Here is a 14,924-nt window from a genome sequence, read left to right as displayed (position 1 = left end):
AGAAGGCTTTATAGCCATTGAATTTTTAAATCTTTTATTAGTGTAGCCCCGCTTCGAACGGATCCTGTGTGCTGAAAGCTTACACCACCGTATGGGTTGAGAGTGATCTCCGTTTCTAAATTCACCTCATTAACAACTTCATTTTCATCATGTTTTGTAAAATATTCTGAAGTGTTTTCTGCACGTACTCTCAATTTATTGCCGACAACTTTAATACTAATTTTACAATTTGGACGATAGCATGATGCTGAAACCGGTTGGCTAATTGGTGTGGCTTTTCCGTTTTTGTATTTCATCAAAATAAAATCGACGGCATCGCTGTATTTGGTTGTTCTGATTAAACGTAGCGCATAGCCATTCATATTTTCAACATCCATTTTTATCCCGACGTCCATATATTGCATTCTGGCACTGCTAAAACCTTGGCCTGCCGTTTTGGATGGCAACGCAGTAAAACTGATTTTCATATCGCCAAAGTTATTGCCAACAGGCTTATAACGCATTCGTGCACCTTTTGTATTTTGCACGAATCCTTTTGTTCCAGCAGCCCCATTGATGCCCTCACCATAATACCATGGGTCGCGACTGTTATCTGCCTCCCAATTAAATTCTTTAGTATCGGCTGGCGCGAAACTATCGAGTGACCAAAAACCTGGTAAAACTTTTGGCTGGTATGTTGCCGACATATTTTCGAGATTTGGCACTAAGACATTGGGATTACCCTTGAAATCTTTTTCTTCGATTTTTTTGTTGAAAACAACAGACTTTGGTGGACCAGCATAACACCGTAAATGTTTAGGAGACACACTAGCTTTTATATAATAACCGATATCGCCTTCTGAGATTGTATATACTTTCATTGGGTTATCAAACCTTGAAACGGCAACTTCAATCGGGTTGTTCCCTTTGGCATCCTCGCACCGGTACCATGTTATAAGCGATTCGTCTTTAAAATTCATATCCAAAGTATAAGTCACCTGAAGCTCACCTTCTTTTTTACTGATTTGGGGAAGTCTAATAAATGAAGGCGGTACTAAAAATGATGGTGCTATATCTAGTACGCTTGCCGATTCTAAACCCGAAGCCGTTGATGCTGTAACAATGACTTGCTTGGTTTCATTTTTATTATTTGTTGGAATGACCCAACATGTTCCATCTGGATTTGCTCTAAGTTGAGCATAGGGCTGATATTCTTCCGCAATCGTCCATTTTATAGCTGTTCCAGTAACTTGAAAATTACCGAATCGATTTACCGTTGCTTTTAAGAGTAAGCTATCCTTTCCTGTTTCTAGCTTTTTTTGTGTGGGAGATATAATTAATTGTGTGGGAATTTTAGATAAATTTTTGCCGTTTTCTTTTTCAGCTTTTAACACAATTGGTTTTATGCCCATTGGGTCCCAATCGTCATTTCCCCGAAGCAAATTATAGGCATTGTATATCACCTCCCCTTTGTAGTCAAAGCGATAAGCCTTAAGCACAGGTTTGTTGGACATATCTACCGTTGCAAATGGATGTTTTTTTCCAATAAACAACGGTTCTTCATTTAAACTGACTCGGTATTGGTAATGTCGTGCCTCTAAATCGGGAGTATCACGCCATCCGATATAGCTTAAATTTTCGGCTGAAAACCGAGTATCGACAACAGCTATTGGGCCTCTTGCTTTTTCGAAATATTGATTACCTCTAGTAAACGATTGAATATCACAATTTAAAAATACCGACCCTGTTCCATCGGTTCTGTAAAAGGGTTTGGACGAATAAAAATCAAAGGTACTATTTAAATAGACTGCACTTCCGTTAAGGGCATCGTCAGTCATTTCAAAATGGCAACCTTCAAAAAGCGTGCGTTTGCTTCCCCAAAAAGGGCCTAAGTTCAAGCGACTAATAAACCTTGAATTACGTACAAAAACCTTATCGCCGTTAGAAAACACCAACTGAGCTTGTACAATGGCCGATCCTCTTTTCTTTCTATTTAGTTTAGGGTTTAATGGGTAAACCAAATCAATATTACAATAGTTTCCAAAAGTTATGTTTTCAGCTCGAGTACCGTTACCTTTAATATTTAGCATGGTAAAATTACCTTTTGCCCCCATAGTTTGCCCACGGTTAGAAGCGATAATCACATCTTCTGGGTTATCGGAAAGTCCATGAAATTTTAACCACTCACACGATATTTCTAACCCGAAAGGGACTGGATTACCAGTTTTTGGGAGGCGAATTTCAGGGTCGTCTGGGTTATCCACCCAATATACCCAAGGCACGATGTACAACACCATTGGCGAACCTTCATTACCATGTGTTAAATGCTTATTAGCCTCAATTACGGAATTATAAACATACTCATGTTTTGAAGCCTCTTCGTCACTCAGTTGTCCATCAATAAAAAATGCTTTTGGACCAAGCTCTATTTTTTTTCCTTTATAAACAATGTGGTCTCCATTAAACTCTAAATTCTTGTATAACTCCCCCTTATAGGATTGGCTGAAACATAAAGATACCGTTAGAAAAAGTATTGTCGCTAATATTGCATTTTTAGTTAGTTGGTTCTTTAACATGTTTAGCTGATTTATTCTTTTCGAAGCCAGGCCACAATAGGACCTTCTTCTGGTGAATTGATACTTTTTGTTGAATTATCCACAACCATGTTCGTCGGTATTACTTCACCTGTTTTTGGGTTAATCCAATACAAACGGTAAGCTCCATTATCGCTTTTTAAATCCAAATTAATCTTTTCGTTCTCAGTAAAAACAATATATCCCAACCCTTTTTTTCCTAAAACATACGATTTTGAATTATCGGTTTCGGTGGTATAACTTTCCATTTTAATGGCATCTTCAAGAAATTTGCTTTCTTTAATTTGCGGCATTGATGCCAATGATCCTCCTGCCATAAATGTTGCCCAGTTAGAAAAAGGAGCGCCTCGTTGAGAAAACACGATAGCTTTATAAGGAAACTTAGTTTTATATTCTAAAACAGCGTTATAGATTTGGTCAAAAGAGGTTTTACCCGGATTCATAATTCTTGCATATTGCCGCCCTGCCATGCTTACACCGCCCGGAGGTGCGTATAAGGTTCCATCGTCTCTATTTTTCCATTGAATGATATCAACAACATCAACCAATTTAGAGCGTTTTGCATCCGACAAAATAGCATCCTGCACGTCTTTAGTCCCTGGCAACATGACTAAAACATCTGTGTTGTTTTCCTTTTCCCAAGCTGAAATCTCATCCAACCAAAACTGGACAAAATGAACTGGACCTGTATATTCCCATCCTAAATGATGGATTATATTGGTATTGTCTTTAAACTCCTCAAGGCATTTACGAATGTATTGTTTGTGAAGTTTATTTCTAACCACATTAGTTGTATCATAAAACTCTTCTGCCATATAAATTCGTTTGTCACCAGCGTAATGGGGGTTTTCGGCAAACTGTGTATTGTTAATATTGTTTGCTGTTCGCCAGGGGTAATCAGCCCAGTGCGCGCCTTCTTCAATAATGTTATGCTGTAAATAGTGTTCTTGAATGAAAACCAATCCATTTGTATCGGCCAGGTTGGCAAATTGTTTTAACCTAGACCAATACCAAGTATTCCATTTAGTTAAGTCGTATTTACTCAATCTATCAAAAGCTTCTCCCTCACCACTACGACTAAAAGGTTGTTCATAAAATGGAGCCCATACGTCGGCATCGGCACGTCGTGTTCTAGCATGATCATCCCTTCTCCGTTCATACCAAAGGGATGGGTAATTCTGCATGACCGAAACATTTTTTTTGTGCATGTCTGCCACTAGAGTATCTAAATCGTCGGTCAACCCCCGTCCAACTCTCCCAGGAACAAACCGAACCAAATTTGGGCTTGGTCGTTTCAATTGTGACGGTCTAGTAGAACCTCGCCATAAAGATGTCCTATCTCTTCCTCCAGCAACCACTTTATTTCCAATTGTAATCTTTCCTTCTTTTAGCTGTACAGGAATAATTTCATTCTTTTCTTTATTTACATCAGATATATCGTCTTTGCTCCAAACTTTGGCTTCTGATGCATCTGATATAATAGGATATTTTTCAATCATTTTATCAATCCAAACATCCATTATTAAGTCAGGAGATTTAGACCGTTCACTATATTCTTTGGTTAATTCGGTAAACGGTGCCGTCGTACTACTCGAATCATAAATTAATATTTTATCTTCTTCAACGGATTTTTCACCTGTTCGTGCTTCTAATTGGGCATAAAACAAACTTTCAGGTTTAATGAATGTATGTTCTAATTCATGATGTCCTTTTCCGTAGCCTTGCGCCCAACTACCATAAGCCCAGTTTTGTGCTTCTGGTGGTTTTGATAAATAAATTTTTGCTGCCCTGGTTTGCCAACTGAAGGAATTGGCCGTACTCCATCCTCCACCTTGTCCGTCAACATCGCGATAGTCGAAACTTAAATTGCCACCATCAACCGTCATCTTATCAAATAAAATACCATTTGACCACCCACCAATAGCTCCGCTGAAATTATAAGGCATATAGGAATAGCACTGTACAAATGCATTTGGGCCGGGGGTTGTAAATCCTACCGTAAAAGCATGATAAGCATACTCAGCATAACAACGCTGAAAAAGTACTTGCTGACCTTGTGTTTGGAATGAATACCGACGATAGTTTCCGATTTCGCCAACGGGATTAAGCGATTTACAATCTTCAACCGTAATGCATTTTGCTGTATCCCAAATAGCCACAGCAGAACTTACAAAGTTCTTTGCCGTAACACGGCGCACCCAAGAATCATAAACATTTTCCATGGTTATGGCCATCCAACGGTGATTTTCATCCTTTTGGTTAGAGTTATCGAAGGTTGAAACACATTGCAGGTTTTCAATGCCAATATTATTTATTCGCCCATCCCAATTATATTTGGAAACGGTTGAAATTCCATATTTCGGGTCCAAACTATTGGTTAACGGTACATCAAGCGTTATGGAATTTTCACTAATGGCAACGACTTTCCTATCCCAATTAATATCGAAATCACCAGGTTCCCAAACCGTAAGTGGATAATCTACATAAGCACCTATTTTATCGGCACCAATGCTTTCAATCCATTCTTTAGTCGATGGTCGGTTTACAATAACCTTATCTCCGACATTAAAAGGATGTTTATTAGAGAAAGTTAATATGGAAGTGTTTACGGGAAAGTACTTTTCTTCTAATTCAACAGATTTTTTTAAAACTCTGTTGTTGGTACCAGCGATTCGTATTAGTGTCGCCCTATCTGTTCCCGTAGCTAAAAGTTTTGTCCCATTTTCCCCAGAGCCACTACCACGTAAAACCACACCACTTTTTGAGATTTTTAAACTTCCATTAATTTTGTAAACACCCCGTTTTAATAGAACTGTTCCTCGAAATCCGTTTTCATTTAAAGGCAAGTCAGAAACATAATCGATTGCCGATTGTATCAATAAGGTTGCGTCATCTTGTGTCTCTGGAATGACAACTTTAATTGGCACATTTGGAATTACAGACTCTGAAGCTTTATAACCACTATAAGAATAGTCTGGAACACGGTCGCCATTTGGTTCAATTTTATATTCCAGTTTACCATTTTTAGTTATGTGAATTGGCGAATTTTTTGTTGTTTTAAAGTGCACAAACGCTATGGAAGGACATGCCATAACCAGTAACAAAACATAGGGTTTTATATGTTTCGCCCATTCGATTTTCATAAGTTATTGTTCTCTTTTTAAAATATAAAGGCATTCGTTTATGAGAATGCCTTTATACTTATTATTTATTGCACTATTATTTTCTGGGTATGTAGTATTTGTTTTGATTTAGGCTCAATAAGCTTTAAAATAAATACTCCTTTAGTCTTAATTTTTAGTTCATGTACACCATTACCTACAATAATTCCTTTGGAAATTTCTTTTCCTAAGATATCAAATATTTTGTATTCAGATTTATCAAAGTCGCTTTTTAATCTGATTGAAAAAGTACCTTTATTTGGTATTGGCCAAACTTTTAAATCTTCTATTCTTTTTTCATCAATCGATAAAGTTAGGTCAAATCCATTAACAATATTTACGGTTCTGGTCATGCTATCACCTTCTAAATCGGTTACCGTAAAATCAAAAGACCCCAAACCAGTTGCCGATGGCGTGAACTCTAAAATATTTGCATTTAAGTTAGTTGAACCATTAATAACGTTAGAAATTTGATACGTTGGACTGTTTTCAAATCCTCTTGACAATCCTTGTAAATCAATGCTAATGATTTCACCACTCTCGGTACTGAAGTGCGGTAAAGACATCCATTGCAGGTAATAATCCAGATTGGTATAGCCGTCCATATTAGCATCGCTATTAGCATCCGAAAAATCACCTGCCGAAGAGTTTAGATTAGTACCAATAATGCTTTCATACCAGTTAGGTAAGCCATCGTTATCAGAATCCCAATCGTTTGGTCTAGTTATAAATGGGTAGTTTTCATACCCGCCAGAATCGGCTTCACGATCAGGGAATCCTTTTTTTCCAGTTACACTTCCCGTAACAGAATATGTTCCGGCTAGAGTTTCTGTTATCATTCTTTGGTCGTGTTCATCTAAAACCGGCTGAGTACATCCTACATCAGACAATACAATTTTATAAGCTTCATCTGCAGTATGTGTATTGACGTAAGATGGAAAAAATTCTGCATTAACAAAAGTTTCGTACTGCGTATTAGCACCATTAGAGTCTCTTGATCTTCTTCCGTACTCTTGGTTGGTTTCGTCAAAATAACCAGGCATTTTGTTACCATTAAAGAAGGCACGCTGCATCCCCATCCCTACATTCTCATGATCCATAGTAAACGCATAACGTTGCAATTGCATGCCTGGGCCTGGTTTATAATAATTGCCAACAAAGTTAACTTCTTTGGCTCCACCATCGGTAGTTCTGGACCCCCAGTTGTAAACCACATTATTGGTAATATCCAAATAACCTTTATAGAATCCACCGCCATCTAATCCACCTGCTAAACTCCAGTTTCTTCCATAGTTATGTGCCAATAAATTATGATGAAAGCTTCCTACACCACCACCTATGGAGGCGGCATAACCATGTTCTGTTCCTGAAGGATAATTTAAGTGATCAGCAGCATTTAAAGCTTCTGAAACTAAAGAGCGCTGAAAGGTCACATTACCAGCATCACGAGAACTAATAGCTTCGTCAACAGTCCAACTTATTGAACAATGATCTATAATATTATGGTCTCCTTTTAATCCCATGCCACCCATGTCAGCATTCCAGTCATATCCTAATCGCACCCTCATATTTTGTACAACGATATCATGACTTCCTAGACCTAAAGAACTTCCTTTAATTGTAATGCCTTTACCCGGTGCTGTTTGCCCTGCAATGGTTATATAAGGTGTATTACAAACCAATCGAGAATTAAGTTCTATAATCCCAGACACATTAAAAACAATTGTTCTAGGTCCTATATCGTTCTCAACAGCTGCTCTTAAACTTCCTGCTCCACTATCATTAAGGTTGGTAACAACAACAACTTTGCCTCCGCGACCACCGCGAGCAAAACGACCATAGCCCTCTGCTGAAAGGAATGCCAATTGCGCTGGACGAAAACGCCATACATTGCCTTTGGTTACCTCTCCGCCAGATGTTATTTGATCTATACGCCAAAAGTATGTTTCACCTGTGTACAAATCATTCACTTGGTAATCATTGTCTGAAGAGTCCTGATTGCCCATGTATTCTGAAGAAGAAGTATCAGCATCCTCAACAGCCATTTCATCAGTCCCAAAATATATATTCTGTGAAGCCGCATTATCAGCTGGTGTCCATTCCAATAAAACACCTCCTGAAGATAATTCAACATGCTCATTGTTATGGGCTGGAATAGGATCGGTTGCTTGAAAAAAGATGTTTGGTGTATTTAGCTCAAAACCATTAATCAATACATTTTTCACATCTTCAGTCCCAGAAGTTTCAGCTGAAAATAAAATAACTACATCGCTACCAGAAGTCGCATCAAAAGTTAAATAAGCCGAAGCTGAACTAGCAGGAGTTAATGCCCTTACTGTTGGTATAATATTATCCTCAACCAAATTTCCATCTATAGAAATATCTATTGGGCTATATGAAAAGGCATCACTACTTACTTGATTTAAAAAGACAAGCAACGAATGTGTTCCCGTTTCTAATCCACTAATCTGGAGTTCTATCTGACCTCCTTGGTCCGCTGTACCACCGCTTACTTTAGCACCGTCTCCAACCAACTTGGCATTGTTAGGGTCTTGAATTCCCTCTTTCCACCAACTCGTTCCTATTCCATCTCCGTTACTTCCAAATTTAGATACGGTAAAAGTTATTCCGTTTTCGATCATAGTGGTTGTGCTTGTGACAACCCATGGCTTGTAACCAGGGGCACCTACCTCAGATGTTTGTCTTCCTCCTTGGTCAAAATCTATTTTTACTACTGGATTTTGGGCTATTACCCCCAGAAAACATGTAGAAAAAAAGGATAAGAACAGATAAAGAAATGGTTTTGAAAACCAGTTTATTAATAATTTAGGGAAATAATTCATTTTCATTGCAATAATTATTTAATTTATTTTAGTTTAATATAGTTAATCAAGAGTTTCATGTTTCTGATATACGTTCCTGTTGAAATATATTCTTGATTGGTTGTATTTGGATATGGCGACGTATCGGTTTCATCCCCAACACGTGTTGTTGCATATTCGATTGTTGGCTCTGATTTTATTCCATCACCAATATACGGATTACTTATGTAAGCCCTGTTGGTAAGCCATCTACTTTTATCATCAATTTCATTTATTACCTCTTCAACCCTAGATTCGTCAACTCCAAAATTGAAAGCATGTCTATTTAAATCGTAATATTTCTGAGGTGTTTCATCATAATTAAAACTTTTGGGCGTAAACGGTGAATCTTTTACCACCTCTTCTTTTGACAAAGTCAAGACTTTTTTATATTCACTTTTTAGTTCTTCCAAACGAACGTAAGCTTTACCATAATAATGGGCCAGCAAATTTTTATCATTGTCATCTACATAGTAGCGTCCAAATTTCACATTGGAACCTTTTCGATGTACGTATATAGGCTTATGGGTTTCAGCATCTACAAAAGTGGGATGGGTTCTACGTCCTTCTTGTTTTTCTTCAGGAAGCTCATTGTCCTCCAACCATTTTATAGCTTTAGGAATTCCTTCGAGAAAATTTTTATTGCCTGTAAGCTTATAAAACTTAATTAAGAGCAAAGCGTTTTCGCAGGTAGCACTAGGAAGGAAAGCTGCTGGCTCATACGTTCTTGCACTTGCCGCTTTCATTTGCATGTTAACCTGTTGCCCCCAAGCGCCACAACTGTCTTGCGAAATTTTATAGAACTCCATACCTCTGTATATAGGGTCGAGAAAACGTTCCTCACCTAACACTAGATAGCATTGCTTTAAGAAACTAATGTTTTCCCAAATCACGTCATCATTAAATGTGTAAAACGATGTATAATCTGGAAAACCTTGTTTTTCAAAATCGTTTCTTAATGGATAGCGTTGCGGCCAACCCCCATTGGGATATTGACTATTAAGAATAAATTGAATAGCCTTATCTAGCGCTGGTTTATATGTTGGGTCCATTTTTTCTAGATACATACGCAATAAAAATCGCGCTGCATCAGTGGTAACGTCGTCATCGAAGGTTGAATTTCCATAATAATGCTGAAACTCTTCAAGTCGCCAACCGTTTTTTCCAATGGTATTATACCATTTTTTAAGAGACCTGTCTCCAGCAAAATCAATCATATAATTCCATCCTCCTTCATGGCTTTGCCCCCAAATGATTGCCCGAGCAGCTTTCTCCGCTGCACTATAATAATAGTCATCACTCGTTGCTCGGTATGCATCTAAAAACACATGGCCCATACTTATGGTTCCAGGATGCTGAAGCCAAACCATGGTTTTATAAGCTTCCATTTCACCCCACTGCCTTGATAAGTCAGGCATATAATACCAAACATAACCGCCATTATAACTAACTTCTTCCACCATAAACTCTGTTGCTTTGTACATCGTTTCTAAAACCTTCTCTTTTGAGATTTTAGATTGCGCAGCAACTGACCATTCCAAACATAGAATCGAAATAAAGAACAGTAAATGGTGAAAATGTTTCATTAATATTTAGTGGTATTTTATGACTTTAAATCAATAAACTCATTTGGCCTCAATTCTTTCGGTGTTATTTTTACTTTATAAATGCTTCCTTTAAACCAAGAACGCTTGTTTAAACGGACTCCTAAAGACGATTTTCCTGTTTGAATAGACTGAAACTTAAAAGTTTCATGCAACTCTTTTTTTCGATTAACGTAAGTACTTAGGCTGTTTGGAGTAACCACAAATGCAACGTGATACCATTTAGCCAAAGGGTGGATTAAGGTTGAATCTATCAATGCTTTTTTATTTTCTTTTGAAGCCACAAAACCATCAAAATACCACAGCCCATCTATTGCGCGAATTTCTAACAACATCCTATCGCCAGACACTTCGCCTATATGAACAATACGCTGTTCAAAATCACCATCTATGGCCGGCTTGAAAATCATTTCTATAGTAAATTCATTAAAGGACTCTAATGGGTTTAAGTCAAGAAAAAACGCATCATCTTCACCATCAAAATAAACGACTTTACCATAAGGAGAATCTGTTAGTTGTGGATTTCCACTAATCTTAAGCGCTTTTGAATTTTCTCCTAAAAAATCAGGCAGAATCCATTGCACACCTGTTTCACTTTGCTTAGTTTCTTTTAGGTTTTTACATCCTAAAAGCAAACACAAGCAAATAAAAACTCCTACAATTCCAGTGGTTAAATTTTTCACTAACTAAAAATAATGCAATCGATTACACAAAAATATCACAAAAAACACTACGCTCAAATTAAAAGATGTTAAATATGACTGTTTTGAGGTAAAAAGGTTTAATTAATGAATTAAAAATAATTTAAAGGTGATTTTTACCTAACCGCATCATTTTAACTTTAAAAAGGTCATAAATGCTCAGAATTGATTAATAGCTACCATAGCTCGTTATGCAAAACGATAAAATTAAAATAACCAACCCAATAATTAATACTATGTAAGTTTGCTTTTTAACATTTTTCCATTCTTTCATAATCACCCCAACAATGTAACTAAAGAAAATAAGCATCGACATGTGCAATACCCAACTTGCAAACTGGTAATCGCCCATTCTTACGTGACCTAAGCCATAAAAGAAAAACTGCATGCACCATAAAGTTCCTGTTAGTGATGAAAGCAACCAGTTCTTTAAAAGTCTATTATTAGTTTTATCATTTTCATCTTTATTGGGTAGAAATTCCTTTAGTGTTTTTTGTTTATACCCTGCTATAACATACCAAATAAAGTTCACGACAAAACAGCCAAATGTAGATACTACTAGTTTAGCATTTCCTTCAAAATGCCCAGCCCCATTTTCTGCCGCCATGTCTGCAATGGGCTGCCCGTATTCTAGTGACAAATTAAAAACACCAGAAAGCACACCTGCAACAATGGTTAATGCCAGCCCAAGCATCATGTTGAAACCAGTTTTATTGAGCTTTTCTTTAGCTAAGTCTTTCTCCTTTTTAAACCCTGCCCAACCGCAAATAGCAACGCCTAAAATAGATAACAACATTCCCAAAAGAACAATAGTGCCACCAGGTTTGTTGAAAAAATCACCCAAACCACCAAAAACGACTAGTGGCATTATGGTTCCAACAACTGCAGAAATACCAATGGCTAATGTATAAGTTAAAGAATAACCTATATGGTTAATAGCTTTTCCAAAAGACATACCTCCAAAACCATAGATACCTCCTAACAAAAATGCCATCCAAAATGGTTTTGAAGGCGCTTCTGTTATTATGGAAAAAAAATTAGGTACCGTAATCCATGCCAAAAGCAAAGGTACCACCATCCAGGCAAAAAGCGACTGAGTTAACCAATATGTATTCCATGACCAACCTTTTGTTTTAGTACTTGGCAAATAGCAACTTGCCGCTGAAACACCTCCTAAGGCATGAAGAAACGTACCTAGAATTGAATTTGGTGAACTCATTTTATTATTTTTTTATTTAATATTCGTTTAAAAAATTTAACTGGCCTATTTTATGACTTTCTTTTTACAAGGAGCAAATGATCACAAACCAAAACTACTTCTCCTTTTTGGTTTATGATTTCCACATGTTCTGTTACCGTTCCCATTTCAGGCCTTTTAGCATCTCCTTTAGCAGAGATTGTAATTTCTGAATGAATAGTATCACCTATATGTACTGGTTTCACAAAACGCATGCGGTCATAGCCTTTTGAGAAGGCTTCTGGATTAATCTCCGAAGCGGTTAAACCTATTCCAATACTAAAAATCATTGTACCATGAGCGATTCGCTGTCCGAAAGATTGAGTTTTACACCATTCTTCATCCATATGGTGCGGAAAAAAATCACCTGTATGCCCGGCATGTACAACAAAATCAGTTTCAGTTATTGTTCTTCCAAGCGTTATGCGTTTGTCGTCTAATTTATAATCTTCGAAAAATATTGATTTGAAATACATATTTTTTATCTATTTAATTTTTTTATTTATAATTCTGAAAGTGACACTCCTCCTTTTGAATCGCTTATGTAGCATGCTTCAACAACTTTCATGGTATCTAAAACATCCTGAACACTTGTATAAAGTTCTTTATCCGTTCCCTCTTTGAAACGCATCAAGTTAGACATGGTACCGATAAAGGCTTCTGGAAACCATGACCCTTCCAATTCAAGTGTTTTCCATTCTAGTTCTTTACCTTCTTCACTTATAACATATTCAAAGGTATCCGGTAATCCGTCTGGATAATTCATTAAAAGGCCCATTTTGGCTTTGATGGCTCCTTTAGTTCCTTCCCATTTGATATAACTTTCTTGATTTCTTGTACTAAAATCGTGGTCGTGATTGGTATTGATTTTCACGCTAATATTATCACCATAATCCATTATAATAGTTGAACGACAAGAGGATAAATCCTTTAACGGATGCTTCGTAGTGCGTGCCATAACACGTTCTGGATTACCCAAAAACGAACGGATGCAATCGATATAATGCACACTATGAAAAAGGATTTCTAAGCGTGGATGTTTTTTGATTACCGGAAAAAGTTCCCAAGGTGTTTTTACGGTAACCTTAAACTCCATATCATACAAATCACCTATTAAACCTTTATCAATCATATTCCTAGCAGCACTAACAAATGAAGCAAAGCGTAACTGGAAATTAATAGCTGCAACCAAGTTTTTTCGTTCGCAGACTTCAACAATCTCCTTAGCCTGCTTATAATCGTTACCCATTGGTTTTTGTATAAGTACTGCCGCTCCATCGGGTAATAGCTCTAATATTTCTACATATTGGTCTGGTAAAACAGTAATGTCGTAAACCGCATTATCTGGCGCATTCTTCACTGCATCGGCAACATTTTTAAATACATAAGGAATCCCATGGTCTTCAGCCATTTTATTAGCTTTAGAAACGGTTCGGTTTGTTATACCATATACCTTAAACCCCGCCATTTTATAAGCAGGTAAATGCGCATCTTTTACTATGCCACTGGCTCCAACTATAATTATGGGTTGCTCTGTTTCCGGAAGTAGCGGTTTGTACTCAAAAACCTCTTGAATTTGATTTTGCGTAGTTTTTAACAGTAACGGGGTAGGCACATGACTAGTTATAGCCTGCAAAACCATTTTATCAATAAGCTCTGCCACTTTTGGCCAAACCGGTGTTTGCGGTAACGTTAAAGCATTTTCATGCAGCATCCCCAATTTATGGTAATACGGTATGGTTTTATTTATTTCAGAATCATTCCAAGTTGATTTTCTGCACCCAATACCACCTTCATTGGTCAATAATTTATCACTTTCAGGTCTTGTAGCGAATCTCAAGAAATCGTAGGCCAAGGTTTTGTTTTTACTACCAGAACCAATGCTATAAAGCCAATATACATTAAGCGATGCTGAATTACAGTCTTCATTATGTGGCAACTCAGCAATATCTACTTTTCCTTTAACCTTAGAGGCTTCAATTACTTCGCACATAGAGGCAAAACCAAACCAGTTAATGGCCATAGCAGCCTCCCCTTTGGCAAATGTCATACCTGCTTCAATCGACTCAAAATCTTCAGATCCAGGATGGGTGGTTTTTTCATTTTTAACGATGGCTCTATAAAATTCTAAAGCTTTAATGGCCTCAGGAGTATTTATGTTTATATTTTTATTAGAATCTAACAACGATCCTCCACGCGTCCAAAGTTGTAATGAAAAGTCGAAAACCATGTTATGTGCATCTGGGTAATTGGCAAAAACACAACCATAAAGATTTTCGTCGGGTCTGTTGAAAAATTCTGCTATTTGAGTGAATTCCTGCCAAGTTTTAGGGGGGGTTAAGTCATAACCATATTGATTCTTAAAGTTTGTTTTTTCAGAAGCATCTTCAAACAAGTCCTTTCTGTAAATCAGGCATTCTGGACCATCATGAAATGGTAATCCATAAATATTACCATTCATTTCCTGTAAATGAAGCAGTGAATTATGCCATCCTTCGGGGAAATCTTGGGGCGGGTCTTGAGCGATTAAGGGAGAAAGGTTTTCAACAGCATTTGCATTAACAGCATCTAAAATCCAATCGGTATTAATGTGGGCTACATCCCAATCGCCATTTTGCAATCCTTTTTTGGTTATTATTTCTTCATACAATTCGTGAAGCTCCATCGGAATCATTTCTACCTCAATGTTTTGGTTGTTTTCTAAACAGAAGGCATCCCAAAGCTTTTTTAAGGTATTTTCAAAAGGCTCAAACTTTCTAACCGCTATTCTAAATTTTCCCATGACTT

8 protein-coding genes are annotated in these 14,924 nt (G+C 37.2%); all 8 read right to left on the bottom strand.

What is annotated here, in order from left to right; all coding sequences use genetic code 11:
* Window positions 1–8 precede the first annotated feature (8 nt).
* Window positions 9–2,555 (bottom strand): hypothetical protein, encoded by a 2,547-nt coding sequence (locus ACIEHO_RS06020; RefSeq protein WP_406969672.1) that lies wholly within the window; start codon window positions 2,553–2,555, stop codon window positions 9–11.
* Window positions 2,556–2,566: 11 nt separating this feature from the next.
* Window positions 2,567–5,716 (bottom strand): DUF6298 domain-containing protein, encoded by a 3,150-nt coding sequence (locus ACIEHO_RS06015; protein ID WP_406969670.1) that lies wholly within the window; start codon window positions 5,714–5,716, stop codon window positions 2,567–2,569.
* Window positions 5,717–5,781: 65 nt separating this feature from the next.
* Window positions 5,782–8,583: a T9SS C-terminal target domain-containing protein gene (locus ACIEHO_RS06010; protein ID WP_406969668.1), complete on the bottom strand. Its 2,802-nt coding sequence runs from the start codon at window positions 8,581–8,583 to the stop codon at window positions 5,782–5,784.
* Between the two features lie 17 nt (window positions 8,584–8,600).
* Window positions 8,601–10,181 (bottom strand): pectate lyase, encoded by a 1,581-nt coding sequence (locus tag ACIEHO_RS06005; protein ID WP_406969666.1) that lies wholly within the window; start codon window positions 10,179–10,181, stop codon window positions 8,601–8,603.
* A 17-nt stretch (window positions 10,182–10,198) separates the two neighbouring features.
* Window positions 10,199–10,882, bottom strand: a complete 684-nt coding sequence (locus tag ACIEHO_RS06000; RefSeq protein ID WP_406969664.1) for a LamG-like jellyroll fold domain-containing protein — start codon at window positions 10,880–10,882, stop codon at window positions 10,199–10,201.
* 187 nt (window positions 10,883–11,069) lie between these two features.
* A complete protein-coding gene (locus tag ACIEHO_RS05995; RefSeq protein ID WP_406969662.1) occupies window positions 11,070–12,119 on the bottom strand; it encodes an L-rhamnose/proton symporter RhaT in 1,050 nt (349 codons plus the stop codon).
* A gap of 50 nt (window positions 12,120–12,169) precedes the next feature.
* Window positions 12,170–12,613, bottom strand: a complete 444-nt coding sequence (locus ACIEHO_RS05990) for a MaoC/PaaZ C-terminal domain-containing protein (RefSeq protein WP_406969660.1) — start codon at window positions 12,611–12,613, stop codon at window positions 12,170–12,172.
* Between the two features lie 26 nt (window positions 12,614–12,639).
* Window positions 12,640–14,919, bottom strand: a complete 2,280-nt coding sequence (locus tag ACIEHO_RS05985; protein WP_406969658.1) for an extracellular solute-binding protein — start codon at window positions 14,917–14,919, stop codon at window positions 12,640–12,642.
* Window positions 14,920–14,924 lie beyond the last annotated feature (5 nt).

Origin of the sequence: Flavisericum labens, assembly GCF_045446075.1 — a bacterium.
GTDB classification, from domain to species: Bacteria; Bacteroidota; Bacteroidia; order Flavobacteriales; family Flavobacteriaceae; genus Flavisericum; species Flavisericum labens.
Note: the sequence above shows the minus strand (reverse complement) of the source record. Positions and strands in the feature narration are given on the sequence as shown.